Source organism: Plantactinospora sp. DSM 117369, assembly GCF_053764795.1.
Window position 1 is genome coordinate 1355444 of sequence record NZ_CM132446.1, and the last position, 26557, is coordinate 1382000.

Below are 26557 nucleotides of genomic sequence, written 5' to 3' on the forward strand. Positions count from 1 at the left end.
TGGCCGGTCGGGTCGCTGTTCCAGTGGCCGTGCCCGGTCGGTTCGCTGTTCCAATGGCAGTGCCTGGTCGGGTCGCTGGTCCGGTGGAGGTGATTGATCGGGCCGCTGGTCCGCCGGGCCCGGGCGGTCGATCGGACCGTCCACCGGCGCGGCGTCCGCCGGGGTACGGATCGGCCCCCCTCGCCGGAGTCCGGAGCCGAACGCCGCCATCCGGCGCGCCGCCCCCTTCACCGTGCCGTCCGCTGTGGCCACGGAGAGCTGACCGGCCCGCCGCCGGAGCGCTCCTCGACGATGGTCCGCAGTCGGGCCAGCAGCTCGCCGCGATTGGCACAGTTCAGCCGCTGACGCATCCGGGCCACGTGATGTTCGACGGTCTTCGCCGAGATGAACAACCGGTCGCCGATCTGCTTGTACGTCAGGCCGCTGAGCACCAGCTCGGCGACCTCCCGCTCCCGTTCGCTGAGCCGGTTCTCGGTCGGTACGGCGATGGCGTCCGCCACCTGGGTGGCTTCACCACCCGCCGGTCGGATACCGCCCTTGGCCCCGGCCGGCCGGCCCTGGAGCATCCGGGCACAGTCCAGCAGGGTGGTCATCGCCTTCCGGTCGGAGGTACGGATCGCGGCCTGACCGGCGAGCCGGGCGCCGTCCCAGCAGAGTCCGATGCCGTGCAGGCCCCGCGCGGCGGCCTCCACCCGCACCGGGTCGACGGCGCCGCGCAGCACCTCGACCCAGCTCTGCCCGGCGGCGGCCACCACGGAGGCGTACCGGGTGTGCCCGGTGGCGGCGGCCAGCGCGGCGACGTGCTCGTCCGCCACCGCCGGCCGGTCGGCCAGGATCGCGGCGTGCAGGCAGCTCCAGTGCAGCGGGGTTGTCCACAGTGGTGGATCGCCCAGCCGGGCCAGCAGGTTCCGGGCCTCGCCCAGATACGGGGCGAGCCGGTCCAGTTCGCCGAGCCGGGCGGCGGCGATGGCGAACTCCCCGAGCGGGAGCAGGGTGAACAGGTCCACCGGGTGGCGTACGACGGCCTCCCGGGCACGTTCCCAGCCGCGTTGCAGGGCCGGCAGGTCGCTGTTGCGGCGGGCGGTGCCGAGGTCCAGTGCGGCGGCGAAGATCAGGTCGCGGGACTCCAGCGGCACCGGGCCGGCGGTGACCGTCGCCAACTGCGCGGCGGCCTCGGTCGCCCGCCCCCGGACCATCAGCAGCCAGGCCTGGAGCAGCCGGTGCCGACGGGCGGTCAGGGCCGCGCCGAGCCCGGCGGCGGCGGCCCGGTCCAGGGCCCGTTCGCCGATGTCCAGCTCACCGCAGTGCAGGGCGACCAGCGCGGCCAGCGCCGCCGGGGTCTCCGGTAGCAGCACCGACCGGCCGGCCGGTTCGAGCAGCGCTGACGCCTGCACCAGGGTGGAGAGCGCGGCGGTCGGCGGGCCGGAGAGCGTCTCCTTCAGCCCCCGGGCCATCAGCAGCGCCGCGCTGGCGAGCAGCGTCGGCGGACCGTCCGTGGGCGGATCGGCGAGTACCCGGTCGAGCTGGTCGACCCGACCGGTACCGGCCGCACCGAGAGCCGCGAACGCCAGCGACGACGGGGTGCCCGACCAGCGGTACAGCTCGACCGCACGATCCATGTGGCCCCGGTGCACCAGCGCGGTCGCGGCGACCGCCGCCCCGTCGGCCCGGTCCGGTGAGTCTGGCGTGGCGATCAGCCGGTCGGCCAGGCGCAGCGCGGAGTCGAGATCGGCGGAGAGCGCCGCCGCCATCGCCCGGCGCGCCGCCACCGGCCGTCCGGCCGCGGCGGCGACCGCGAAGAGCCGGGCGGCCAGCGCCGGGTCCTCGCCCAGCGCCTCGTCACCGGCGGCCTCCGCGACGCCGGCCGGGCAACTGCCGCCGAAGCCGCCGTCGAGCATCGACCGGACCAGCGGAAGCACCCGCCCGCCTCGCTGTAGTTGCAACTCCGCCAAGCGCTGCCAGACCGCCGCCCGCTGGCTCGCCGGGCTCAGCGCGGCGATGGCCCGCCGGACGATCGGGGCGAGCCGGTCGTCTGACCCGAGCAGTCCGGCGGCCCTGGCCCCGGCCAGCAACTCGTCGAGTTCGTCGGGGTGCCGGGAGAGCAGCGCGCCGAGCAGGTCGGTGGGGAGCGCCGGGCCGGCCGCCATCGCGAGCAGCAGCCGGCGTACCTCGATGTCCAGGCTCTCCAACTCGGGAGCGAACTGGAGCAGTACCGACCGGGGGATCTCCAGGGCCGGCGCCGGGCGCTCGGCACCGGTGGGCGGCCGCTCCGCGCGGGCAGCCCGGCGGTCGGCCGGGCGCAGCGCCCGGGCCAGCCATTCGACGAACCGGGGTACGCCACCGGTCTGCTCCTGCACCAGCCGCGCGATCCCCGGCGGCACCGTCGACCCGTACGCCGTGCCGAGGTATGCCGCGGTGCGCTGCTCGGTGAACGGGCCGAGCAGCACGGGTGGCCCGCCCCGGTGCAGTACCTCGGCCAGTTCGGCCAGCCCGGCCGGGCGGGGCCAGGGCCGGAACGCGACCGCCAGCCGGGTCCGACCGGTCTCGGCCAGCCGGCGCAGTTCCGCCAGGGCAGTGGCGTCGAGCAGGTGGGCGTCGTCGACCAGTACGACCGGATCGGGGTCAGCGGGATCGGCCAGCTCCCGCCAGGAGTCCAGCACCGGTACGCCGGCCTGCTGGTAGCCGCGGCGCAGCCGGGCCAGTACGGCCGTCTTGCCGTGCCCGCCCGCCGCCTGTACGGCGGTGCAGAGCGGCGCCTGCGGGTCGGCGTCGACCCGGTTCAGGAAGGCGGCGGTCTGCTCGTCCAGCACGAGCGGGGCGTCGGTGTCGGTACGCGGCGTCAAGGCGGTCCTCACCGGCCCCACCCGTCCGGGGCGGCGACGGTCAGCGGGTCCGTCCCGGCGGCCGCGCCGAGCAGCACGCCGAGCGCGACCACCAGCACGGCCAGGCCGATCACCATGCTGTCGCGGCCGGACGCGAGGCGGGACAGCGCCCGCATCGGCAGCTCCAGCGGGGTGATCCGGATCGGCGGCCGGGGCGGCAGCGGGGACTGTTCCTCGTCGTGCCGGCCGGGTTCGCGGCCGTCGCCGGAGCGGCCGCGCTGCCGGCGGGCCGGTGGTTCGCCGCGCCGGGCGCCGGGTCGGGGCGGACGCATCACCGGCGGGCGAGGTGGCGGCCGGTTGCCCCGCTGCCGGTCCAGCAGTTGGCCGCCGGCCACGGCGGCACCGGCCGCGACGGTGAGCTGCGGGTCGGCCTCGACCTCGACGGGTACCGGAAACCGGGCCGCGAGCAGCTCGCGCACCAGCGGGATCCGGGCCGAGCCGCCGGCCAGCAGTACGCCGTCGAGTTGGTGTGGTGCCAGGCCGCAGGACCGGACCGTACGGGTCAGCTCGTCCACGGTCAGTGTGACGGCGGGCCGGATCAGGTCTTCGAACCCGGCCCGGCCTACCGGAACCCGGGTCTGCCGGTCGGGCAGCCGGACCAGTACGTCGGCGGTCTCGGCGGCGGTCAGTTCCGCCTTGGCCCGGCGGCACTCCCGGCGCAGCCCGAGCAGGGCGTGCCGGACCAGCGGGTCGGTCGGGTCGGCGAGTTCCTTGGCCAGGCTGGCGCGGACGTGTTCGACCAGTGCCTCGTCGAAGTCGGCTCCGGCGGGTGGTTCGGCGTCGGCCAGCCCGCCGCGCAGGTCGAAGCCGAGCGGCTGGGCCCGGTCGACGACGGCGGTGGAGTAGGTGTGCCCGCCGAGGGTGTAGACGGCGAGGGTACGGCCGGAGAAGCCGTGCGCGGCGTGGCTGGCGGCGGCGAGGACCGGCGTCGGCAGCAGGGCCACGTCGGCGAGTCCGACGTCCCAGAGCGCCTCGCCGAGCAGGTGCCGCCGGTAGTCGCCCCAGCCCGCCGGATGGCTGAGCACGATCCACTCGGGACGCTCGCGCTCCTGGTCCATCACCCGCTCGACCACCCACATCGCGAGCATGGCGGTGAGCGCCTGCGCCGAGCACGCCTCGTCACCGACCAGCAGCGGTACGTCGTCACCGATCCGGTTCACGAAGCCACGCGCGACCCAGCCGCTGTCGACCGGACCGTCGTACTCGTCGGGGTCGGCGACCGTGATCGACCGGTTGCTCGACATCAGCAGGACGGACGGCACGGAACAGCCCGCCGGTCCGAGCCGGACGGGTTCGGGGGGATCCCAGTTGCTACCCCGGAGCCGGGCGACAGCGGCAGCCGTGGTGGTGCTGCCGATATCGATTCCGAGGACGTAGGGCATCCGATCATTCCTTCACCGCGAGTCATCACCCCAGGACGGCGCGTACCATGTCGCGGCCTCACCCGGGGACGACCCCTGGGCGGCTGGGATCGCCCGGTGGGCCGTTAGGGAGTCATCTTTTCGTACCAGAGATCTATCCGCCATCGGGACCCTAACTCTGCCGGAACGCATCCCCTATGCCCCTAACGCAGATCTAAGGCACGGCCCTAGCGAACGGGCCGCCGAACCCCGGCGTCGTCCCCGATGTCCGGCGAGGTCGATCCGGTCTACCGTCTGCTGCAGACATCCGGCGGCGGCGCAACGCAGCGCGCCGCCGCCGGAGGCTCCACCTGCGCCACCTCAGACGGGCCCGCTCTCACCGGACGCGGATCCGTCGCCGCCACGACACCGCACCGGACCCCGCGCCGGGCGGGGACCGCACCGAGGAGACCGGCACATGGGCTCGCCCCAGACACTGCACGACTTCGTGCTGAACCTGCTGACCAATCCGGACGCCCGCTCGGCCTTCGAGATCGACCCGGAGGGGACGCTGCGCGACGCCGGACTGGCCGACATCAGCGTCGCGGACGTCCAGGACGTGGTGCCGCTGGTGGTGGACTACGCGCCGGTCCAGGGCCTCACCTCGCTGGCGCCGGTCGGCGACGACCTGGGGCTCGGCCAGTTCCAGCTCGACCCGAGCGGCGTCATCGGCCAGTTGCAGAGCGTCGCCACGCAGCTCGGCGTCTCCACGCACTCGCCGGGTTCGGACGTCAACGCGGCGACGCTGGGCGCGATCAGCGTCGCGCCGGGCGCGCTCAACGGCGTGCTGCCGGGGCTCGGCGCCGACCAGCTCTCCGACCCGCTGGGTCTGGTCGACCCGCTGGTGCCGACCGGTGTGGACGTCGCCGACACCCTCGACTCCGAGGTGGTCGACCCGGTGCTCACCGACCCCACCGGCGCGGTCGGCACCACCGACGGCCCGGTCGGAAACGCCGTGGACGGCGGTCAGATCGGCCTGGTCGACTTCGCCGGTGACACCGTGCAGGGCACGCTGGACGACGTCACCGGGCTGGTCGACTCGCTCGGTGTCGGCGGCGTGTCGGATACGGTCGGCGGCGTGACCGACACCGTCGGTGGCGTGACTGACACGGTGACCGGAGTCGGCGACGCGCTGGACCTCGAACCGCTCAGCTCGACCGGGACACCGGTACTCGACGACACCACCTCGACGGTGACCGGCCTGACCGACAGCCTCGGCAACACTCTCAGCGACACCACCTCGGGTGTCATCGGTGACAGCGGCCATGCCGGAGAAGTAGACGCCTCCACCTCCGGCGGCCTCCTGGGAATCGCGGACGACCTTCTCTGAGCGCGGGAAGTCCGTGAGGCCCACCGAAGGCCGGACCGTGGTCCCACGGTCCGGCCTTCGGTCCTCTTGATAATTCCGGCGCAACCGGCACACTTGGTGCGGTGATGGCGCCCATCTGGCTTGACGTACTCGACGAGATCGTGCGGGTCTCCGGCGTGCACGGTCGGGGCGACCTGATCTCGTGGCTTCGGCTCCGGCGGGCCCAACTGCTGGATCCGAGGCTGCGGGTGCTGATCGTGGGCGAACCCAAACAGGGCAAGAGCCAACTCGTCAACGCGTTGCTCAACGCCTCGGTCTGCCCGGTGGGGGACGGGGTCAGCACCACCATCCCGACCGTGGTCGGACACGCCGAGACGCCGACCGCCGCCCTGGTCTGGAGCCCGCCGCAGGCATCGGACCAGCCGGCGCGGCGGCCGGCGGACGGCCAGGATCCGGAGCGGCCGACGGCCCGCCGACGCGCCCCGCAGGGGCCACCGGAGCGGACCGGCCCGGCAGGTCCGGCCAGCGCACCGGTCTCCGGTGCGCGTCCCGGCACGGCCGTACCCGGTCCGGCACAGCGGCTCGCCGTGCCGATCGAGCAGATCGTGGCCCGGATCAGCGGTCGCAGCGGCGGGATCGGGGAAGCACTGGCCGCCGCCGGACCGGCCGGCGGTGGGCGTACGGTCACCAGTGGTGGTGGGACCGTGGGGCGGCGGCCGGGCGGTGGGCTGGAGCACGCCGAGATCGGCATTCCCCGGGCGTTGCTCGCCTCCGGACTCGTCCTCGTCGACACGCCCGGAGCGGACGGTACCGATCCGGGGCGGGCGATCAGTCCGGCCGCCACCCCGAACCAGGCCGACCTGGTGCTGCTGGTCTCGGACGTGACCCGGGAACTCTCGGTCGCCGAGCTGAACCTGCTGCTGCACATCGCCCGGTCGCACGCCAACCTGGCCGTGGTGCAGAGCAAGATCGACATGGTGCCGCACTGGCGTACCGTGGTCGAGCGCAACCGGCAGCACCTGGCCGACGCGGGCGTACCGGCGGCGCTGATCCCGGTCTCCGCGACGCTGCGCCTCCAGGCGGCCCGGAGCAACGACAAGCAGCTCAACGCCGAGTCGCACTTCCCGGAGCTGCTCAACCGGATCAAGCGCGACCAGGCCGGCAAGGCCGACGTGCTGGCCCGGGCGGCGGTGGCGCTGAGCGCCCGGACCGTCCTCGAACAGCTCGCGGCGCCGCTCCGCGCCGAACTCGCGGTGTCGAAGGAGGTCGCCGTCGAGCAGTCCGGCCCGATCTCGAAACTGCACGCGGCCCAGCGCGAGGTGGACGAGCTGCGCCGCTGCTCGGTGCGCTGGCAGAACACCCTGAACGACGAGATGGCGGACCTGATCTCCGACGTCGAGTACGACCTGCGGGACCGTACCCGGCAGATCCTGCGCAAGGTGGACGAGGCGTTCGACAAGGCCGACCCGCTCACCGGCTGGGACACCTTCCAGGAGTGGCTGACCGAAAACCTCACCGACGCGGCCGAGGCGAACTACGCCTGGCTGGCCGAGCGCTGCGGCTGGATCGCCAACCGGGTCGCCAGCCAGTTCGACCGGTACGGCTTCGACGCGCTGCCGAGCTGGTCGGTACGGGTACCGGAGAACCTCAGCGACCGGATCCAGATCATGGAGCAGCCGACGGTGGAGAAGTTCACCCGGACCCAGAAGCTGGTCACCGGGCTGCGCGGCTCGTACGGCGGCGTGCTGATGTTCGGCCTGGCCACCACGCTGGCCGGGATGCCGCTGATCAACCCGATCTCGCTCGGCGCCGGTGCGCTGTTCGGCGGCAAGAGCGTCCGCGACGAGGGGAAGTCGCTGCTCAAACGCCGGCAGGCGGCGGTCAAGACGGCGACCCAGCGGCACGTCGACGACTTCTTCCTCCGGCTGAGCAAGGACTGCAAGGACACCGCCCGGCAGGTGCAGCGGATGCTCCGGGATCACTTCACCGGGCTGACCGAGGAGTTGCAGGAGGGCATCGTACGGTCGTTCCGGAGCGCGAAGCAGGCGGCCGAGGCCGACGCCGCCGAGCGTGACCAGCGGCAGCGCCGGCTCGCCCTGGAGATGAAGCGGCTGGCCGACCTCTACGAGAAGGCGCAGGCGCTGACCGGCGCGCAGTCCCTCGGCACCGGGCGCACCGGACTGGAGCCCGGGCCGTGAGCGCGAGCCGGGTCGGCCGGCTCGACGAGGCGGCCTGGGGGTTGGTGCACGAGGCGCTGGAGGTCTACGGCAACGATCCCCGAGCGGTGGAGGAGTTGCACCGGCAGTTCGCCCGGTTCGAGGAGCCACTGCGGATCGCCGTCGCCGGCCCGTGGCGGTCCGGCAAGTCGACGCTGGTCAACGCCGTGATGGGCGAGGCGGTCGCCCCGGTCGAGGTGGCCGACGGCCGCCAGGTCTTCACCTGGTACGAGGACGGGCCGGAACCCCGGGTCACCGCGTACCCGACCGGGGGTGCGCCCCGGGACCTCGCGGTGACCCGTACCGCCAGCGGGATGCGGGTGGACCTCGGTGGCGGGCGGTGGGACCAGGTCGACGACATCGTGGTGCAGTGGCCGACCCGGGCGCTGCGGCACGCCGTACTGATCGACACTCCGGCGGTCAGTCACCGGGCTGACGACACCCGGACGGACGGCGAGGACGACCAGGCCGGGAAAGGGCGGCTGGCGCTCGGGGCGGGGCCGACCGCCGGTGGGGACGCCGAACTGGTCGGCGGTCCCGGTGGCGGCGCGGCCACCGTGCAGCGGATCGTCCGCGAGGCGGACGCCGTGCTCTATCTGAGCCGGGACGGCAGCGGGGACGACCTGTCGCCGTTCCAGGCGGCGCAGCCGGGCTCGGTGGCCCGGGCCGCGCCGGTGAACGTACTCCTGGTGCTGTCCAGGGTGGACGAACTCGCCGGTGGCCGGGTCGACGCGCTGCTCACCGCCCGGCAGCTCGCCCGCCGGCACCGCCGCGACCCTCGGGTCAACGCGCACTGCCTGAGCGTGGTCGCGCTCGGCGGGCTCGTCGCGCTCGCCGGCCGGATGCTGAGCGAGTCGGAGTACGCCGCGCTCGCCGCGCTGGCCGGGCTGCCCCGGGCGGAGACCGACCGGCTGCTGCTCTCCACCGACCGGTTCCTCGCCGCCGACTTCCCGATCCCGCTCGACGTGGAAACCCGGCGCCGGCTGCTCGACCGGCTCGGCATCTTCGGGGTACGCCTGTCGACCACGCTGGTCCGGACCGGCTCCGACAGCCGGGCCCGGCTCGCCGCCGAGCTGGTCCGGCGCAGCGGCCTGACCGAGCTGCGCGAGTCGATGACCCGGTATTTCGTGGACCGTGCCCCGGTGCTCAAGTCCCGGGCGGTACTGATGGCCCTGGAGTCGCTGCTCCGGGCCGAGCCGCGACCGGGCGCGTCGGAGCTGCTGGCCCGGCTGGAGCAGGTGCTGGCCGGCGCGCACGAGTTCCGCGAACTGCGGCTTTCGGCCGCGCTCCTCGGCGGCCAGCTCCGGTTCGACCCGGAGCTGTCGGCCGAGGCCAACCGGCTGATCGGCGGGGACGGGGCGAGCGTGGCGGCCCGGCTCGGCGTCGAGCACGACGCCACCGCAGACGAACTGTGGGCGCGCGGCTCGGCGGCGGTACGCCGCTGGCAGGACCTGGCCGAGGACCCGCTGCGCGGCGTCGACCAGCGCCGTGCGGCGAGGGTCGTGGTACGCAGTTGCGAGGGAATCCTCGCCGAACTCTCCGGACAGTGACGTACCCGAACACCGCGCCCCACCGCCCGGGTCTGCCGGGGAGCGGGGCGCTGGTCGTGTCCGATGGCAGCAGGGCTACCGGCGGTGGGTGACCTCGCCGACGAATGCGCGCCAGGCGGTCGGTGCGAAGGCGAGCACGGGGCCGGTGACGTCCTTGCTGTCTCGCACGGCCACGACGTCGGGAAGGTTGCGGGCGACCTCGACGCAGTTCCCGCCGTTCGTGCTGCTGCGCGTGCTCTTGCGCCACTCGGCGCCGGTTAGGTTCATAGCTTGTCCATCACTTCCGTGATCAACTCGGTTGACTGCGGGACTGTTAGCGCGCTGCCCCGGATGGCGTCCCATGCCCGACGCAACTGCAACACGTCGGCGGGCTGCTCGACCACCTGCCCGTGCAACTGATTGTCGATGTAGCCCACGTCTGCGTTGGTCGGCAGGGTCGCCAACACGAACGGCCCGCCGAGTCCAGGGTACGACCCGACGTTGGCAGGTACTACCTGTATCTGCACCAGCGGAGTGGTGCCCAGCTTGAGCAGGTGTGCCAACTGTTCGCGCATCACCTCGCGCCCGCCGATGACCCGGCGGAGCACGCACTCGTCAACGATGGAGATGACCTGGGGCGGATCCTCGCGCGTGAGGATGGCCTGCCGAGCCAGCCGCTCTGTGACCTTCTGCTGCACCTGTTCGACGGTGAATAGTGCGCCGCTGAGCAGCGCCCGCGCGTACGCCTCGGTCTGGAACAAACCCGGCAGCACGACGTTCTCGAACGACCGTAGGGCGACCGCTTCGCGCTCGTGGTGGATCCACTCGCGCAGCCAGGTCGGCACGCCGAGGGTGATCACGAGGCGTTCGTACAGCCCGCCGGTCTTCAGGGCGCGGTCGGCGCCGGCGATGAAGTCCATCGTCAGGGCGCGGGTCCGTTTCTCGACGGCACTCACATGCGACGCGGAGAAGTTTGCCAACCGTCCGAACGCCTCCTGCGTCATTTTGGCCGCCTGCCTGCCCCGGCGGATCTCGACAACGATGAAAGCGGCCAGTGGTTCCGGTACTTCGATCATCAGGATTCCCCAGGAGATAGATCAATTATTCACGGCTCTTCAACAGCATTCACGCACGCCATAGATCTGCCAGCACTACCCATAGCGGCGCGAGGTGTTCCCAGCGTAGGGCCTGTGCGTCCAAGGTGGAACCACGCATTTCAGATCGGTTTCCGGCGCTCTCATCGTGCCGTCGGGTTCTATGGAAGGTAGGGCAGTATGAGGTTCGGTCTCGGGACGAAGCCACATCACCGCCGGAATTGGCGTCGGCTCTGGCGGTATTGCCGGTGCGGCCTCCGCTGGCGGTGCCCGGACTCGGTAGACCTGGTTCCGATGCCGTACGCGCCGACGGTGCCGCCGTTGACCGGGGCGGCGTACCGGGCCGTTCTCCGGACTGAAACTCCGGTGCCAGTGGACCGGGACGCATTACCCTCGCCCGCCCGGTTCCGGGCGAACAACCGCCGACTCGGCTGGGACACGCCGTCCCGCTCCTATCGGCGAAACGGCCGCACGGGCGTACTGACCTCGGGACAGGCTGGGCGTGCCCGGCACCGGGAGCGGGTGTGACCGGTGATCGGGCCGCAGGAGCGTTGGTACCGCGCCATGCGGCGGATGCGACGCCGGTACCCGACCGGCCGGCACCTCCCAGCGCAGGCGTACCGCTGCCAGACCTGCTCCGATCCCTGGCCATGCGCGCCGGCCCGGCTGTCCCTGCTGATCGGCTTCCGGGGTGACCGGACGGGACTGATGATGTATCTCGCCGCACACCTTGCCCGCGCCCTGGAAGCGCTGCCCGACACGCATCCGGCGCTGATCACCGGCCAGATCCTCTACTGGGTTCCCCGCCGCCGCTGACCGCCTCGTCACCCGACCGGCCCGCCCCGGTCCGCCGCCTTCCCCTCCGGCGAACCGGGGCGGGCCCTGGCTATCGCAGGCGCCGACAGGCGTTAGGTACGCGGTTTCGCTCACATCCGCTCCGGTGCCGCGATGCCGAGCAGGTGCAGGCCCTGCCGGAGTACCCGGGCGGTGAGGTCGCAGAGGACGAGCCGGCTCTCCCGGACGGCCGGCTCGGCCCGGAGCACCGGACAGTGCTCGAAGAAGCCACTGAACGCGACCGCGACCCCGTAGAGGTGGCCGGCGAGGCGGTGGAACTCCAGGGTCCGTTCCACGGCGCCGACGACCGCGCCGAAGTCGAGCAGTTCGAGCGCGAGCGCCCGCTCGGCCGGCTCGACGATCGAGATCGGTACGCCCTCCGGCGCCGCCCGGCCGGCCCACCGGAAGATGGACCGGATCCGGGCGTGCGCGTACTGGAGGTACGGGGCGGTGTTGCCGTGCAGTGCGAGCATCCGATCCCAGTCGAAGACGTAGTCCCGGGTCCGGTCGGCGGAGAGGTCGGCATACTTGACGGCCCCGATGCCGATCGCCCGGGCCACTTCGGCGACCGCCGCCGGGTCCAGGCCCGGGTTCTTCTGCCGGGCCAGCGCCGCCGCCCGGGCCACCGCCTCGTCGAGCAGGTCCACCAGCTTCACCGAGTCACCGGCCCGGCTGGCCAACTTCCGGCCGTCCGGGCCGAGGACCAGCCCGAAGCCGACGTGTGCGGCCCGGGCCGGTGGTTGCAGCCAGCCCGCCTGCCGGGCGACCGCGTACACCATCTCGAAGTGTTGCCGCTGCGGCAGGCCGACGACGTAGAGCAGCCGGGTGGCGCCGAGTTCCCGGGTCCGGTACCGGAGCGCGGCGAGGTCGGTGGCGGCGTAGCCGTACCCGCCGTCCCGCTTGCGCACGATGAGCGGCACCGGCTCGCCGCCCCGGCCGGGGAAGCCGGGCGGGAAGGCGCAGGCCGCGTCGCCGCTCTCGACGAGCAGGCCGAGCTGGTCCAGTTCGTCGGTGACCGGGCCGAGCATCGGGTTGTAGTGGCTCTCGCCGACGAAGTCCGCGCGGGTCAGCAGCACGTCGAGCCGGTCGTAGACGGCCAGGAAGTACGACTCCGACTCGGCGACCAGCAGCCGCCACAGCCGCAGCGTCGACTCGTCCCCGCCCTGGAGCGCGACCACCCGCTCCCGGGCCCGCCGCCGGAACGCCTCGTCGGCGTCGAACTTGGCCCGGGCATCCTTGTAGAACGAGTCCAGGTCACCGATCGACAGCCCGGACGCGGCGGTGGACCCGCCGAGGTCGGCCAGGTGCTCGATCAGCATCCCGAACGGGGTACCCCAGTCGCCCAGGTGGTTGGCCCGGACGACCCGGTGCCCGAGCCACTCCAGCAGCCGGGCGGTGGCGTCGCCGATGATGGTCGAGCGGAGGTGGCCGACGTGCATCTCCTTGGCCACGTTCGGCGCCGAGTAGTCCACCACCACCGTCTCCGGGGTGGTCGCGGTCGGCACGCCGAGCCGGGGATCGGCGGCCATCCTCGACAGCAGCGTGCCGAGCAGGTCGTCCGCCACCGTCAGGTTGACGAATCCGGGACCGGAGACCGACACCGACGAGCAGAGGTCGGCCAGCGCGGCCCGCTCGACCACCTCGGCGGCGATCTCCCGGGGTGGCCGGCCGAGCCGGCGGGCCAGCGACAGTGCCGCCTCGGCCTGGAAGTCGGCGTGCCGGGAGCGCCGGACCACCGGATCCACCGGGCCGCCGGACACCGCCGCGAACGACCGCGCCAGCCGGTCGGTGAGCAGACTTTCGAGATTCATCCCAGGTACGTCTCTCTCGCTCCGATCCGTTGCCGGACCGATGGGGCGGAGCGGACTGATCGACGTACCGGAGTACCGGCGGATCGGTCCGCCGGTCGTGAACAGGGCTGGTCAGCTCAGGCGGCCTCGGCGGGCTCGGGAACGAGCCACCAAACGCCGTCGGTCCAGGGCCGGGGACGACCCGGGCGAGGGCACCAGCCGACCGGAGAGGTCGGGGTACGCCGAAGCGGCAGGACTGGCCACGGGGGCAGGTTAGCCGGAATGCCGGTCCCGACGCACGGGGTTTCCAGGGTCCGGCGGTGGGTTTCGTTCCGCCCGCTGCTCCGGTGTCAAAGCCACATGCCAGAGTCAACTGACCTGTTGCGTCTGGAGGCGTAGGGCACCGGTCGTGTGGTTGCGGCCGTTTTCGCCGACCGACTTCACCAGGGGAGAGGTGAGCAGGAAGGCCAACGCCTGCCGATCAACCACCATCGTGAGTTGCGGATAGAGCCGGAACCGCGTCTTCACCTTGGCGCCGTCGTAGGGCTTCAGCGCCTGGATGAGTTCGTCCTGCGCCTGGGCGATGGCCCGCAACCGGCGTTCGTCGTCCGATGGCGGGGGAGTCTGGCCGTCCGGCCACTGCAGAGTGACGATGACTCCCAGCGTGCCGCCTTCGGGCACCTTCGCCAGCAATGGATGGCTCGGACTCGGCGTGCCCGACGACGCACCCGTGACCGGCCCGGCGGTGGGCGGGGCGCCGTCCGAGCAGCCTGCGGCTGCCAAAGCCGGGGTCAGCAGAAACAGGACGGCCACCAGGTATCGTCGCGCCACCCGATCCTCCTTCGAAGAGTGATGCCCCACTGGGACGCTGCCAACATCTCCAAGGTTCCCGCCCACCAGCACATGCCGCGTCGCCTGCTCGTTCGGGAAATGCCCACGAGCCCGGACGGCTTTGCGGGATACGGTCTGACACTCTCGATCGCGTTCGTGGGACCAGGCCCAGACCGGTCCTTGGCACAGCGGATCCCGTCCTCGACGCGGGCCTGTGCGCGGTGGCGGGCCTCCGGCTAGCCTCGCCGGCATGTCCGCATCGCCCGAACGCCGGCCGGCGACCCTCGACGATCCGCCGGTCGATGTCACCGACCCGCACGAACTGCTGCTGCGTTACCTGGACTGGTACCGGGAGGCGCTGCTGCGCAAGCTCGACGGCCTCACCGAGCCGGAACTCCGCGCCCCGGTCGAGCCGCTCGGCTGGTCGCCACTCGGACTGGTCAAGCATCTCGGCTGGGTGGAGCGGCGGTGGATGCGCTGGGGGTTCGCCGCCGAGGACGTGCTGGCGTACCCGTCCGAGGACGACGAGGCGGAGTGGCGGGTACCGGCCGACGAGTCCGTCGAGGACGTGCTGGCGGCCTACCACGACGAGGTACGCCGGTCCCGGGCGCTCGCCGCCTCCGCCGACCTGGCCGAGCCGGCCCGGCTCGGCGGGCGGTTCCGCACCGCCGCACAGGCGCCGTCGCTCGGCCGCATCCTCTTCCACCTGTTCCAGGAGTACGCCCGGCACGTCGGCCACCTCGACATCGCCCGGGAACTGCTCGACGGTACGGTCGGCGAGTAGCCGCCGATCAGCCAGCCTTCCAGCACCGCTCCGAACCGCCTTGAGAGTTCTGGCAACCCCTGGACATATCCTGGGCGGATGCGCGTGGCAACCCTCAACCCGGCGCGCCGGACTCCGGGCGGCGGGACGGCGCGGTGAGCCGGCCGGAGCGGAGACTGCGTCCCGTCGATCTGGCCCGGCTGGCCGGCATCTCCACCCAGCAGGTGCGCAACTATCTCGACGCCGGGGTCCTGCCACCGGCGCCCCGGAGCGCCTCGGGATACCGCCAGTTCGACGAGCGGCACCGCCGGGCGCTGCTGACGTACCGGGCACTGGCCCGGGGGTACGGCTGGGAGACGGCTCGCTCGATCATGCACGCGGTGCACGCCGGGGACCTGCCGTCCGCGCTCGCGCTGGTCGACGCCAGTCATGCCGGGCTGCACGAGGAACGCCGCTCGCTCGCCGAGACCGCTGCGGCGCTGGAGGCGGTCGCCGAGCAGGAGACCGAGTCGCCGAGCATGCCCCGGCTGACGCTGCGGATCGGCGAGTTGGCGGCCCGGCTGGGCGTGCGTACGTCGGCGCTGCGGGTCTGGGAGGCCGCCGGACTGCTGATACCGGAGCGGGAACGGGGCACCGGGTACCGCCGGTTCGGCCCGGCCGAGATCCGGGACGCCCAGATGATCAGCATGCTCCGGCGGAGCCGCTACCTGCTGCCGCAGATCCAGCCGATCCTCGACGGTCTGCGCCGCACCGGGAGTACTGCCGCGCTCCGGGCCGCCGTGGCGCGGCGTCGGCTGGAGCTGACCGAGCGGGCCACCGCGATGCTCGAAGGGTCCAGCCGGCTGCACGACTACCTGAGCACCGCACCGGGCGAGGGAGACGGCGGGCGGTGACCCGCCGACCACCCGAGCAGTGGGCCGGGCGAGGGAGACGGCGAGCGGTGACCCGTCGGCCGGTACCGGAGGGTTAGGCTGCCGGGCGTGGAATCCGTGCCGTTCCTCCTCGCCGGCCGGCCGGCCCGGGGCGCCGATCCGCTCGTGGTCCGGCATCCGTACGACGGTCGCGAGGTCGGCCGGACCAGCCACGCCGATCCGCAGCAGGTCGAGGCGGCGGTCGCCGCCGCCGCTGCGGTGGCCGACCGGGCCGCCGCACTGCCGGCACACGTCCGGGCCGGAGCCCTGGACCACGTGTCGCGCCGGCTCGCCGAGCGGGCCGAGGAGGTCGCCCGGCTGATCACCGCCGAGAGCGGCAAGCCGGTCAGATGGGCAAGGGCCGAGGTGGCCCGCGCGGTCGCCACCTTCCGATGGGGCGCCGAGGAGGCCCGGCGCTGGTCCGGCGAGATGCAGCGGCTGGACACCGAGCCGACCGGGGAGGGGCGGATCGCCCTGGTACGCCGGCTGCCCCGGGGACCGGTGCTCGGCATCACCCCGTTCAACTTCCCGCTGAACCTGGTCGCCCACAAGGTCGCCCCCGCGCTCGCGGTCGGGGCGCCGATCGTGGTCAAGCCGGCCCCGGCAACCCCGCTGACCGCATTGCTCCTCGGCGAGCTGCTGGCCGAGGTGACCGAGCCGGACGGGCCGGGGAGCGGCCTGCCGGCCGGGATGTGCTCGGTGCTGCCGCTGCCGAACGACCGGGCCGGCGAACTGGTCCGGGATCCCCGGCTGCCGGTGGTGTCGTTCACCGGTTCCGGGCCGGTCGGCTCGGCGATCCGGCAGGCGGTGCCGGGCAAGCACGTCACGCTGGAGCTGGGCGGCAACGCCGCCGCGGTGGTCTGCGCGGACTGGGCCGGCGCCGACGACTTCGACCACGCCGCGCGGCGGATCGCCGCCTTCGGCAACTACCAGGCCGGGCAGAGCTGCATCGCGGTGCAGCGGGTCTTCGTGCACGAGTGGCTGCTCGACGGCTTCCTGCCCCGGCTGGTCGCGGCGGTCGCCGCACTGCAAACCGGTGATCCGTACGACGAGGCGACCGACGTCGGGCCGCTGATCGACGAGGCCGCCGCCCGGCGCGTGGAGAGCTGGGTCGACGAGGCGGTGGCGGCCGGGGCCACCGTCGAGCTGGGCGGTCGTCGCGAGGGCCCGAACTACACCCCTACGGTGCTGACCGGGGTGCCGCCGCAGTGCCGGGTCAACACCGAGGAGGTCTTCGGGCCGGTCCTGGTGGTGGCGCCGGTGCCGGACGACGCGGCCGGGTTCGCCGCCGTCAACGACTCGGCGTACGGGTTGCAGGCCGGGATCTTCACGCACAGCCTCCAGACCGCGTTCGCCGCGTACCGGACGCTCCGGGTCGGCGGCGTGATCGTCGGCGACGTGCCGTCGTACCGGGCCGACCAGATGCCGTACGGCGGGGTGAAGGGCAGCGGCGTCGGCCGGGAGGGGGTACGCAGCGCGATGGAGGACTACACCGAGCCCCGGGTGATGGTGCTGAGCGGGATCGAGTGGTAGCCCGACCGCCGGAGCTGTGCACCGTCTCCGCCACGATCGAGACCCCGGGTACGGTCGCCGAGGCGGAGGCGGTGCAGGACCGGCTGCGCCCGCTGGTCGACCTGGCCGGGCCGGGGCCGACCGCCCCCCGCACGGTGGCCGGGCTCGACGTGGCGTACGCCGAGGACGGCGACCGGCTCGCCGCCGCGGTGACCGTGCTGGACCCGACCACCCTGGCCGTACTCGACACGGCGGTGGTCACCGGCCGGGCCGCCTTCGACTACGTACCCGGGCTGTTCGCCTTCCGGGAGCTGCCTGCCCTGCTCGCCGCGCTCGCCCGGCTGACCGTCGAGCCGGAGCTGCTGGTCTGCGACGGGCACGGGCTCGCCCACCCGCGCCGGTTCGGGCTCGCCTGCCACCTGGGCGTGCTCACCGACCGTCCGGCGATCGGCGTCGGCAAGACCCCGCTGGTCGGGACGTGGGCCGGGCCGGAGCGGCGGCGCGGGTCCTGGGCGCCGCTGGTCGACGGCACGGAGCAGGTCGGCCGGGTGCTGCGTACCCAGGACGGCGTCAAACCGGTCTTCGTCTCGGTCGGGCACCGGATGGACCTGGACAATGCCTGCACCCAGGTGCTCCGGCTCACCCCGCGCTACCGGTTGCCGGAGACGACCCGGCAGGCCGACCGGCTCTGCCGGGCCGAACTACGCAAATTCGCCGGGGTGTAACGGCGGGAGCCATCCGGACGCTTCTGGTCGCAGAAAGGTTACTTCCGGCCAGGCCGGAGGATTCGGCGCGGCGCTGGCCGGGCATGAGAGAAGGCGGCTGCCGGTCCAGCGGTAGCCTGTGCCCGGATCTTGGACTGCGACGAGCGAGGTAATCATGTCGGTACGGCGTGGCGCGACCTGGCTGGGAACCGTCGGCCTGCTGGTCGGCACGACGGTGTCATTCGCCGCCGCCCCGGCCGTGGCCGAGGGCGAGTCGGTACGCCTCCGCGCGCCGAACTCGATCAGCGCGGGCGGTTCGCCAGCGTCGGTGACGGTGAATGTCTCGATGCGCAGCGGCGGCTGCGTCAGCGTCCGTACCGGGCTCGCGGTACACCTGCCGGGGCTGACCGCCGACCGGGTCGAGGTGCGGGTCGCCGACGACGGTCGCTGGCGCCCGGTCTCGGTATCCGACGCCGCGAACGGGCTGGTCGTCACGGGGCGTACCGCACCGGGCAAGCCCGAACTCTGCGCGAGGAAGAGCGTCTCCAGCCGCTACCAGGTGAACCTGGCCGAAGGCGCGCCCGCCGGCCGGGTGACCCTGCTGGCCGAGGCGTACACGGCGGGCGGCCGGCTGCTCGGCCGGGCCACCGACTCGGCCCGGATGACCGGCCGGACCGGGAAGGCCCCGGGTTCGGCGCGTACCCCCGCCTTGGTGATCCCGTCGGCCACCGCACAGGCCACCGAGGAGCCGGCCGCGGAGGCGACCCAGGACGTGGCCGGCGCCCTGCCGACGCAGCCGGTCGCCGCCGAGGAGTCCGCCGGGTCGTCGCTCGGGCTGGGTGGCATGGTGATGCTGGTCGGCGTGGTGATGGTGGGGGTCGGGATCGCCCTCATGGTGCTGCTGATCCGGCGTGGTCGGGCGGAGCGGCGCCGAGCGGCCGGGGCGCCGGCGGCCGGTACGGATCCGACCGCCCGGATCATCCTGCTCGGTGCGGAGCCGACCACCCGGATCGGGCCGGCCGGTGCGGAGCCGACGGCCCGGATCGCGCCGGTGGGTCCGGTCTTCCGTAGCGCTGCGGGGATGCCCGGCGCCGGTCCGGTCGGCTCGGCCGGTGCGGAGCCGACGGCCCGGATCGCGCCGGTGGGTCCGGTCTTCCGTAGCGCTGCGGGGATGCCCGGCGCCGGTCCGGTCAGCCCGGTCGGACCGTTGCCGGGCGCCGGTCCGGTCGACGGGGTCGGGCCGGAGCGCGGCGGGCGGCCGGGGGTACCACCGGTCGTGGGTGACCAGACGCTGATCCTGCCCGCCGCCGGCTCGCCGACGCCGCGCCCGGCCGGAACGACGTCGCCCCGGCAGCCCGGGACGGTCCCGCCGCACACCACGCCGCCGCACGCGCCGGCCCGGGCCGGCTCCGTGCCCCCCGGCGACGTGCCGCCGGCCCAGCCGGGTGCCGCGCGGCCCCGACCGGCCGGAACGGCACCTCCGGAGCAGCCCTCGGCCGGTGGACCGGACGCCACCCTGATCCTGCCGCCGGCCCGGCGGCCTCAGCAGTAGCCCGGAGGCTTCAGCAGTAGCCCGGACCGCCGTCCGGCCGGGCGTGTCGGGGTCGCCACGGCACGCCGAGCCGGGCGGACGGCACCTGTTCGCCGCCGGCAGATCGCCTTGGGGCGGGGCGTGGCGTCCGGCTCCGATACGCTCAGGCCGTTGACTGAGTGTCCGGCTGAGGGGCGAGATCTTGTCTGATTTGTCCGCTATCGTCAAGGCGTACGACGTCCGGGGTACCGTTCCCGATCAGTGGGACGAGCGGGCCGCCGAGGCGTTGGGCGCGGCCTTCGCGCAGCTTCTCCGTACCTCCGGAGAGCCGGCCGGGACCGTAGCCGTCGCCCACGACATGCGGGAGTCCTCGCCGGGCCTCGCCACCGCCTTCACCGAAGGAATCCGCTCCGAGGGGCTCGGCGTGCTCCACCTCGGCCTCGGCAGCACCGATTTGCTCTACTACGCCTCCGGCAGCCTCGGCCTGCCCGGCGCGATGTTCACCGCCAGCCACAACCCGGCCGCCTACAACGGCATCAAGATGTGCCGGTCCGGGGCCAAGCCGATCGGCCAGGACACCGGGCTGGCCGAGCTGCGTGACCGGGCCCAGGCGCTGCTGGACAAGGGCGAGCCGCGGCCGGCGGACGAGCCGCTGCCGCCGATCGAGCACCGGGACCTGCTGCCCGCGTACGCCGCCCACCTGCGCACCCTGGTCGACCTGACCGGGATCCGTCCGCTCAAGGTGGTGATCGACGCGGGCAACGGCATGGGCGGGTACACCGTACCGGCCGTGCTCGGCGACGCCGTCCTGCCGGCGCTGCCGCTGTCGATCGTGCCGCTCTACTTCGAACTCGACGGCTCGTTCCCCAACCACGAGGCCAACCCGCTGGACCCGGCGAACCTGGTCGACCTCCAGGCGGCCGTACGCGAGCACGGTGCCGACCTCGGGCTCGCCTTCGACGGCGACGCGGACCGCTGCTTCGTGGTCGACGAGCGGGGCGAGCCGGTCTCGCCGTCGGCGATCACCGCCCTGGTGGCAGTACGCGAGCTGGCCAAGCATCCCGGCGCGGCGATCATCCACAACCTGATCACGTCGAGCGCGGTGCCGGAGATCGTCCGGGAGCACGGCGGCGAGCCGGTGCGCAGCCGGGTCGGGCACTCCTTCATCAAGGCCGACATGGCCCGCACCAACGCGGCCTTCGGCGGCGAGCACTCGGCGCACTACTACTTCCGGGACTTCTGGTTCGCCGACACCGGGATGCTCGCCGCGATGCACCTGCTGGCGGCCCTGGGCGAGCAGGACGGCCCGCTCTCCGACCTGGCCCGGGCGTACGCGCGGTACGCCGCCTCCGGCGAGATCAACTCGACGGTACCGGACCAGCGGGCCAAGCTCGCCGAGGTCCGGTCGGCCTACCCGGACGCCGAGGCCGACGAGTTGGACGGGCTCACCCTGCGCTTCCCCGACGGCGCCTGGGTCAACCTGCGCCCGTCCAACACCGAGCCGCTGCTCCGGTTGAACGTCGAGGCGCCCACTCCGGACCGGATGGTGGCACTCCGCGACGAGGTGCTCGGACTGGTTCGCCGATAAGATCCATCGCGCTGGTCGGAGACCCGCCGTACCCGACCTACCGCACGAGGAGTGGAAGGAGCCGCACGGTGGCCCTCGACCCGCAGTTGCTGGAGATCCTGGCCTGCCCGGACACCCATCACGCACCGCTGGACTACGATCCGGCGGCGCAGACCCTGACCTGCACCGAGTGCGCGCGGATCTTCGAGGTGCGCGACGACGTGCCGGTGCTGCTGCTGGACGAGGCGCGCGGCGGCCCGGTGGCCGGCTCGGACGCGACCCCCGGCGGCACTACGGACCAGCGATGATGGACGGCACGGCCGGTCTGCGCGGTCGCCCGGTCGCCGACGAGGCGCTGCTCGACGACGTCGCCGCGATGGACAAGAACGACCCCGGCGGAATGCTCCGGCACACCGCCGCCGCAGGTGCGCAGGTGCGGGAGACCGCCGCGCTGGCCGCCGAGGCCAACCTCGGGGTGCTGGCCGACGAGGGGCGCCCCCGGGCGGTCGTGATCGCCGGCATCGGCACCGCCGCGCGTACCGGTGAGGTGCTGGCCACCGTCGCCGGCCCGCGCTGCCCGGTCCCGGTGATCCAGCACCGCAGTGCCGGGGTGCCCGGCTGGGTGGGCGCCGCGGACGTGGTCATCGCGGTGAGCGCCTCCGGACGCAGCCCCGAGGCGCTCGGCGCGGCCGAGGCCGCCGCCCGGCGCGGGGCCCGGCTGGTGGCGGTCGGCGCGCCGGACTCGCAGCTCCAGTCGGTGGCCGAAGGCGCCCGGGCGCCGTTCGTCCCGGTGCCCCGCCGGGCACCGGCCCGGGCCAGTCTCTGGGCGCTCACCGTGCCGGTGCTGCTCGCCGCCCGCGCGCTCGGCCTGGTCAAGGTGAACGAGGCGGACCTGGCCGAGACGGCGGCCCGGCTGGACGCGGACGCCGACCGGTGCCGCCCGTCCGCCGAGTCCTTCGTCAACCCGGCCAAGTCGCTGGCGCTGGGCCTGGCCGGATCGGTGCCGATCGTCTGGGGCTCGTCGCCGCTGGCCACGGTCGCGGCCCGGCGGTTCGGCGACACCCTCTCGGCGAACGCCCGCTACCCGGTGGTGGCCGGCGCGCTCGGCGAGGCGGGGCGGGGCCGGGTCGGCCTGCTCGACGGCGTGTTCGGCGGGCTCGGCGAGTCCAGCCGGGACATCTTCGCCGACCCGGAGGACGAGGCGACCGGCACCCGGCTGCGGCTGGTGCTGCTCCGCGACGGCGGTCTGAACGCCGACGACGACACCGACGAGCCGCTGGTGGTGGAGGAGCGGCGGGCCGAGGCCGTGCAGACCCTCGCCGAGCGGCGCGGGGTGCGCTGCGACGTGGTGACCGCCGAGGGCGGATCCGCGCTGGAGCGGCTCGCCTCGCTGACCGCGGTGCCCGACTTCGCCTCGATCTACCTGGCGCTGGCGCACGGCCTGGACCCGATGGCCGTACCGGCGATCACCGAGATGAAGGAGCTTTCCAACCCGTGACCGAGCAGATCACCCGGACCGGGGCCACCGTGGCCCAGGCTCCGGCCGACACGGTGGAGGACCGGTCGTGAGCGCGAGTGGCGGCACCAGGGCGATCGTCGCGGCCCTGCTGGCCAACCTGGGCATCGCGGTCACCAAGTTCGTCGCGTTCGGGCTGAGCGGCTCGTCGTCGATGCTCGCCGAGTCGATCCACTCGGTGGCCGACTCCGGCAACCAGGCGCTGCTGCTGCTCGGCGGGCGCCGGGCGACCCGCAAGGCCACCCCGCAACACCCCTTCGGGTACGGCCGGGAGCGCTACATCTACGCGTTCATCGTCTCCATCGTGCTGTTCAGCGTCGGTGGTCTCTTCGCGCTCTACGAGGCGTACCACAAGTACCACGAGCAGACTGGCCCGAAGGGTCCGCACGGCATCGAGAGCTGGCAGTGGTTGCCGGTGGTCGTACTGGTGATCGCGATCATCCTGGAGTCGTTCTCGTTCCGGACCGCGATCGTCGAGTCGAACGCGGTCCGGGGCAAGGCGTCCTGGCGGGAGTTCGTCCGCCGGGCGAAGGCCCCGGAGCTGCCGGTGGTGCTGCTGGAGGACCTGGGCGCGCTGCTCGGCCTGGTCTTCGCCCTGATCGGCGTCTCGATGACCCTGGTCACCGACGACGGCCGCTGGGACGCGGCCGGCACCGCGGCGATCGGCATCCTGCTGGTGACCATCGCGGTCATCCTGGCGCTGGAGACCAAGAGCCTGCTGGTCGGCGAGGGCGCCAGCGAGGAGGACGTCCAGCGGATCGAGCAGGCGATCACCGAAGGCTCCGAGGTCGAGCGGATCATCCACATGAAGACCCTGCACCTGGGCCCGGAGGAGCTGCTGGTCGCGGCGAAGGTCGCGGTGCGGCCGTACGCCACGGCGGCCGAGCTGGCCGAGGGGATCAACTCGGTCGAGGCGCGGATCCGGAACTCCGTACCGATCGCCCGGGTGATCTACCTGGAGCCGGACATCTACCGCAACGCGGAGCAGCCCGCGGACGGGGTACCGGAACTCAAGGAGGGCTGAGCGGTGGAGCCGCTGCACGGTCGGATCCGCGACTACGCATGGGGGTCGCGGACCGTCCTCGCCCAGTTGCAGGGCCGTCCGGTGCCGAGCGAGGGCCCGGAGGCGGAGCTGTGGCTGGGTGCCCATCCCGGCGACCCGAGCACGCTGCTCCGGGGCGGGGCGCCGCTGAGCCTGGTCGACGCGTTCGCCGAGGATCCGGGGCGCTGGCTCGGCGCCGACGTGATCGACCGGTTCGGCCAGCGGCTGCCGTTCCTGCTCAAGGTGCTGGCCCCGGAGGCGCCGCTGTCGTTGCAGGCGCACCCGGACGCCGAGCAGGCCCGGGCCGGGTACGCGGCCGAGACGACCGACCCCGAGCTGACCCACCGCAACTACGTCGACCCGTACCACAAGCCGGAGATGCTGGTTGCGGTCTCGCCGTTCCAGGCGCTGTGCGGGTTCCGCGATCCGAAGAGCTCGGCGGACCTGCTCGACGCGTTCGGGGTGGCCGCGCTCGACCCGGTGGTCGCCGCGCTGCGGACCGGCACGGACGGGCTGCCGGACGCGGTGCGTACCCTGCTCACCTGGCCGTCGTCGGAGCGGGCCGCGCTGGTCTCGGCGGTGGTCGCGGCGGAGGTCGGCGAGCAGTTCGCCGCCTCGGCCGAGCTGGCCCGCGAGCTGGCCCGGCGCTATCCGGCGGATCCGGGGGTGCTGGTCGCGCTGCTGCTCAACCACGTCAGCCTGGCCCCGGGCGAGGCGATCTGGATGCCGGCCGGCAACCTGCACGCCTACCTCCACGGCGCCGGGGTGGAGATCCTGGCGGCCAGCGACAACGTGCTGCGCGGCGGACTGACCCCGAAGCACGTGGACGTGCGGGAGCTGCTCCGGGTACTCCGCTTCGAGGTGCTGGCCGACCCGGTGATCAGTCCGGCTCCGGTGGCTCCGGGCGTGGTCACCTGGCCGGTACCGGTGGACGACTTCGCCCTGCACGGCGTACGCCTCGACGAGCGGGTCGGGTCGGCCCGGCTCGACCTCCGGGGCCCCCGGATCGCGCTCTGCCTGGCCGGCGAGGTCACCGTGGCGGACGGCGCCGGGTCGGCGCTGCTCGGGCCGGGTGCGGCGGCGATCGGCCGGGCCGACGGCGGTCCGCTGACCGTCAGCGGCGACGGGGAACTCTACGTCGCCTCGGTCGGACTCTCCTGAGTCGTCCGGCTTACCCGAGCTCTCCGACCCTGCGCTTCGCCCGGTCGCCGGAACCTGCGCCACACCCTGGTCGACGGAATGCGAGTCCGCACGAAACGGAAATTTGCGGATCGGCTTGACACCCTTCTTGCTCAGTGTGACGCTATGAGTACGCAGCGTTATCGCGACGCAGGTCCGAGACACGCGCGGGGGAACCAAACCGGGGGGATGCGCGGGGCGGCCGGAGACTGGGTGGAAGTGCGCCCGGACCGACCGCCCCGCGCGCTGTCCGCCGTCACCCGAGGATGTCCCGCCCGGTTCGGGCAGCCGTCGGGCCGACCCGTACTGTCCGGTTTGCGACCCGACCGGAGTCCGCCGCGGTACGGCCGGGGCGTAACGTGGAGGGTCGGCCGCAGACCGTACGACAGGAGCCTTCATGACCAGCACTCTCCCGGCACCGGCGGGTGGTTCGTCCGCCGCGCCCCGGCCCGGCACTGTCGCCGAGGGCGACTACAAGGTGGCGGACCTCTCCCTCGCCGAGTTCGGGCGCAAAGAGATCCGACTCGCCGAGCACGAGATGCCCGGCCTGATGTCGATCCGTCGCGAATACGCCGCCGAGCAGCCGCTGCGCGGTGCCCGGATCACCGGCTCGCTGCACATGACGATCCAGACCGCGGTGCTCATCGAGACCCTGGTGGCGCTCGGCGCCCAGGTCCGGTGGGCCTCGTGCAACATCTTCTCCACCCAGGACCACGCGGCCGCCGCCATCGTGGTCGGGCCGGACGGCACCCCCGACGCCCCGTCCGGGGTACCGGTCTACGCCTGGAAGGGCGAGTCGCTCGAAGAGTACTGGTGGTGCACCGAGCAGGTGCTGCTCTGGCCGGACGGCCAGGGGCCGAACATGATCCTCGACGACGGTGGTGACGCCACCCTGCTGGTGCACCGGGGCGCCCAGTTCGAGGGCGCCGGCGCGGTGCCTGCGGTGGAGAGCGCCGACTCCGAGGAGTACGCGGTCATCCTCAACCTGCTGCACCGCTCGCTCGCCGAGGACGACCGGCGCTGGACCCGGGTCGCCGCCGGCATCAAGGGCGTGACCGAGGAGACCACCACCGGCGTGCACCGGCTCTACGAGATGCAGCAGAACGGCACACTGCTCTTCCCGGCCATCAACGTCAACGACTCGGTGACCAAGAGCAAGTTCGACAACAAGTACGGCTGCCGCCACTCGCTGATCGACGGCATCAACCGGGCCACCGACGTGCTGATCGGCGGCAAGACCGCGGTCGTGCTCGGCTACGGCGACGTCGGCAAGGGCTGCGCCGAGTCGCTGCGTGGCCAGGGCGCCCGGGTCATCGTCACCGAGGTCGACCCGATCTGCGCGCTCCAGGCCGCGATGGACGGCTACCAGGTCTCCACCCTGGACGACGTGGTCGAGACCGCCGACATCTTCATCACCGCGACCGGCTGCTTCGACGTCATCCGCAACGACCACATGGCCCGGATGAAGCACCAGGCGATCGTCGGCAACATCGGCCACTTCGACAACGAGATCGACATGGCCGGGCTGGCCAAGCGCTCCGATGTGCAGCGGATCAACATCAAGCCGCAGGTGGACGTCTGGCAGTTCGACGACGGCCACTCGATCATCGTGCTCTCCGAGGGCCGGCTGCTGAACCTCGGCAACGCCACCGGGCACCCGAGCTTCGTGATGTCGAACTCGTTCGCCAACCAGACGATCGCGCAGATCGAACTCTTCACCAAGACCGAGGAGTACCCGGTCGGCGTCTACACGCTGCCGAAGCACCTGGACGAGAAGGTCGCCCGGCTGCACCTGGACGCGCTCGGCGCCAAGCTGACCGAGCTGACCAAGGAGCAGGCCAGCTACCTCGGCATACCGGTCGAGGGCCCGTACAAGCCGGAGCACTACCGCTACTGAGAGACGTGACCGTCGAGCCCGGGCCGGCAGCCTGCCGGTCCGGGCTCGTT

21 protein-coding genes are annotated in these 26557 nt (G+C 73.2%); 15 read left to right on the top strand and 6 right to left on the bottom strand.

Going from position 1 to position 26557, the window contains the following annotated elements:
- Positions 1-227: 227 nt before the first annotated feature.
- Positions 228-2855 carry a LuxR C-terminal-related transcriptional regulator gene (locus ACSMXO_RS06195; protein ID WP_455416997.1) on the bottom strand — a complete coding sequence of 876 codons (2628 nt, stop codon included), beginning with the start codon at positions 2853-2855 and terminating at the stop codon, positions 228-230.
- Entirely contained in the window at positions 2852-4264 is a 1413-nt protein-coding gene (locus ACSMXO_RS06200; RefSeq protein WP_455416998.1) for an Hsp70 family protein, read from the bottom strand. The genes ACSMXO_RS06195 and ACSMXO_RS06200 overlap by 4 nt, the downstream gene beginning before the upstream one ends.
- Positions 4265-4700: 436 nt before the next feature.
- On the opposite strand from ACSMXO_RS06200, the gene ACSMXO_RS06205 reads away from it, so the two are divergent.
- The 3 genes from ACSMXO_RS06205 (at position 4701) to ACSMXO_RS06215 (ending at position 9357) form a co-directional block, all read left to right on the top strand.
- Positions 4701-5612 carry an IniB N-terminal domain-containing protein gene (locus ACSMXO_RS06205; protein ID WP_455416999.1) on the top strand — a complete coding sequence of 304 codons (912 nt, stop codon included), beginning with the start codon at positions 4701-4703 and terminating at the stop codon, positions 5610-5612.
- A gap of 104 nt (positions 5613-5716) precedes the next feature.
- Entirely contained in the window at positions 5717-7789 is a 2073-nt protein-coding gene (locus ACSMXO_RS06210; protein WP_455419183.1) for a GTP-binding protein, read from the top strand.
- Complete coding sequence (locus tag ACSMXO_RS06215; protein WP_455417000.1) at positions 7786-9357, top strand: hypothetical protein; 1572 nt, start codon at positions 7786-7788, stop codon at positions 9355-9357. Before ACSMXO_RS06210 ends, ACSMXO_RS06215 begins: the two co-directional genes overlap by 4 nt.
- 75 nt (positions 9358-9432) lie before the next feature.
- On the opposite strand, the gene ACSMXO_RS06220 is transcribed toward ACSMXO_RS06215, so the two are convergent.
- On the bottom strand, positions 9433-9624 hold the full coding sequence (locus ACSMXO_RS06220) for a DUF397 domain-containing protein (RefSeq protein WP_455417001.1): 192 nt from the start codon (positions 9622-9624) through the stop codon (positions 9433-9435).
- Positions 9621-10412: a helix-turn-helix domain-containing protein gene (locus ACSMXO_RS06225; RefSeq protein WP_455417002.1), complete on the bottom strand. Its 792-nt coding sequence runs from the start codon at positions 10410-10412 to the stop codon at positions 9621-9623. Before ACSMXO_RS06225 ends, ACSMXO_RS06220 begins: the two co-directional genes overlap by 4 nt.
- A 549-nt stretch (positions 10413-10961) precedes the next feature.
- Here ACSMXO_RS06225 and ACSMXO_RS06230 point away from each other — a divergent pair.
- A complete protein-coding gene (locus ACSMXO_RS06230) occupies positions 10962-11246 on the top strand; it encodes a hypothetical protein (RefSeq protein ID WP_455417003.1) in 285 nt (94 codons plus the stop codon).
- 110 nt (positions 11247-11356) lie between these two features.
- Here the strand turns inward: ACSMXO_RS06230 and argS are convergent, their stop codons facing one another.
- Together argS and ACSMXO_RS06240 are read right to left on the bottom strand one after the other, a co-directional pair.
- Complete coding sequence (gene argS / locus ACSMXO_RS06235; protein ID WP_455417004.1) at positions 11357-13075, bottom strand: arginine--tRNA ligase; 1719 nt, start codon at positions 13073-13075, stop codon at positions 11357-11359.
- 348 nt (positions 13076-13423) lie between these two features.
- Positions 13424-13885, bottom strand: a complete 462-nt coding sequence (locus ACSMXO_RS06240; RefSeq protein WP_455417005.1) for a hypothetical protein — start codon at positions 13883-13885, stop codon at positions 13424-13426.
- A gap of 250 nt (positions 13886-14135) precedes the next feature.
- Between ACSMXO_RS06240 and ACSMXO_RS06245 the strand changes: the two genes are divergently transcribed.
- From ACSMXO_RS06245 to ahcY, 11 genes are all read left to right on the top strand, one after another.
- On the top strand, positions 14136-14669 hold the full coding sequence (locus tag ACSMXO_RS06245) for a DinB family protein (protein ID WP_346260108.1): 534 nt from the start codon (positions 14136-14138) through the stop codon (positions 14667-14669).
- Between the two features lie 134 nt (positions 14670-14803).
- Positions 14804-15541: a MerR family transcriptional regulator gene (locus ACSMXO_RS06250; protein ID WP_455417006.1), complete on the top strand. Its 738-nt coding sequence runs from the start codon at positions 14804-14806 to the stop codon at positions 15539-15541.
- Positions 15542-15628: 87 nt separating this feature from the next.
- Positions 15629-17092 carry an aldehyde dehydrogenase family protein gene (locus tag ACSMXO_RS06255; RefSeq protein WP_455417007.1) on the top strand — a complete coding sequence of 488 codons (1464 nt, stop codon included), beginning with the start codon at positions 15629-15631 and terminating at the stop codon, positions 17090-17092.
- Positions 17086-17796, top strand: coding sequence for a deoxyribonuclease V (nfi, locus tag ACSMXO_RS06260; protein ID WP_455417008.1), 711 nt, complete (start codon positions 17086-17088; stop codon positions 17794-17796). Before ACSMXO_RS06255 ends, nfi begins: the two co-directional genes overlap by 7 nt.
- A 154-nt stretch (positions 17797-17950) precedes the next feature.
- Positions 17951-19327, top strand: coding sequence for a hypothetical protein (locus tag ACSMXO_RS06265; protein WP_455417009.1), 1377 nt, complete (start codon positions 17951-17953; stop codon positions 19325-19327).
- A gap of 181 nt (positions 19328-19508) precedes the next feature.
- Positions 19509-20894, top strand: a complete 1386-nt coding sequence (locus tag ACSMXO_RS06270; RefSeq protein WP_455417010.1) for a phosphomannomutase/phosphoglucomutase — start codon at positions 19509-19511, stop codon at positions 20892-20894.
- A 68-nt stretch (positions 20895-20962) separates the two neighbouring features.
- Positions 20963-21181 carry a Trm112 family protein gene (locus ACSMXO_RS06275; RefSeq protein ID WP_346260103.1) on the top strand — a complete coding sequence of 73 codons (219 nt, stop codon included), beginning with the start codon at positions 20963-20965 and terminating at the stop codon, positions 21179-21181.
- Positions 21178-22371: an SIS domain-containing protein gene (locus tag ACSMXO_RS06280; protein ID WP_346260102.1), complete on the top strand. Its 1194-nt coding sequence runs from the start codon at positions 21178-21180 to the stop codon at positions 22369-22371. The genes ACSMXO_RS06275 and ACSMXO_RS06280 overlap by 4 nt, the downstream gene beginning before the upstream one ends.
- A 67-nt stretch (positions 22372-22438) precedes the next feature.
- Complete coding sequence (locus tag ACSMXO_RS06285) at positions 22439-23413, top strand: cation diffusion facilitator family transporter (protein ID WP_455417011.1); 975 nt, start codon at positions 22439-22441, stop codon at positions 23411-23413.
- Between the two features lie 3 nt (positions 23414-23416).
- Positions 23417-24592 (top strand): mannose-6-phosphate isomerase, class I, encoded by a 1176-nt coding sequence (gene manA / locus ACSMXO_RS06290; protein WP_455417012.1) that lies wholly within the window; start codon positions 23417-23419, stop codon positions 24590-24592.
- A 415-nt stretch (positions 24593-25007) separates the two neighbouring features.
- Positions 25008-26507 (top strand): adenosylhomocysteinase, encoded by a 1500-nt coding sequence (gene ahcY, locus ACSMXO_RS06295; RefSeq protein WP_455417013.1) that lies wholly within the window; start codon positions 25008-25010, stop codon positions 26505-26507.
- Positions 26508-26557 lie beyond the last annotated feature (50 nt).

Bases quoted from the DNA above. Each gene is read 5' to 3' on its own strand.
- ACSMXO_RS06200 (WP_455416998.1), bottom strand. From the start codon at position 4,264: ATGCCCTACGTCCTCGGAATCGATATCGGCAGCACCACCACGGCTGCC.
- ACSMXO_RS06205 (WP_455416999.1), top strand. From the start codon at position 4,701: ATGGGCTCGCCCCAGACACTGCACGACTTCGTGCTGAACCTGCTGACC.
- ACSMXO_RS06210 (WP_455419183.1), top strand. From the start codon at position 5,717: ATGGCGCCCATCTGGCTTGACGTACTCGACGAGATCGTGCGGGTCTCC.
- ACSMXO_RS06220 (WP_455417001.1), bottom strand. From the start codon at position 9,624: ATGAACCTAACCGGCGCCGAGTGGCGCAAGAGCACGCGCAGCAGCACG.
- ACSMXO_RS06225 (WP_455417002.1), bottom strand. From the start codon at position 10,412: ATGATCGAAGTACCGGAACCACTGGCCGCTTTCATCGTTGTCGAGATC.
- argS (WP_455417004.1), bottom strand. From the start codon at position 13,075: ATGAATCTCGAAAGTCTGCTCACCGACCGGCTGGCGCGGTCGTTCGCG.
- ACSMXO_RS06245 (WP_346260108.1), top strand. From the start codon at position 14,136: ATGTCCGCATCGCCCGAACGCCGGCCGGCGACCCTCGACGATCCGCCG.
- ACSMXO_RS06265 (WP_455417009.1), top strand. From the start codon at position 17,951: ATGTCGGTACGGCGTGGCGCGACCTGGCTGGGAACCGTCGGCCTGCTG.
- ACSMXO_RS06280 (WP_346260102.1), top strand. From the start codon at position 21,178: ATGATGGACGGCACGGCCGGTCTGCGCGGTCGCCCGGTCGCCGACGAG.
- ahcY (WP_455417013.1), top strand. From the start codon at position 25,008: ATGACCAGCACTCTCCCGGCACCGGCGGGTGGTTCGTCCGCCGCGCCC.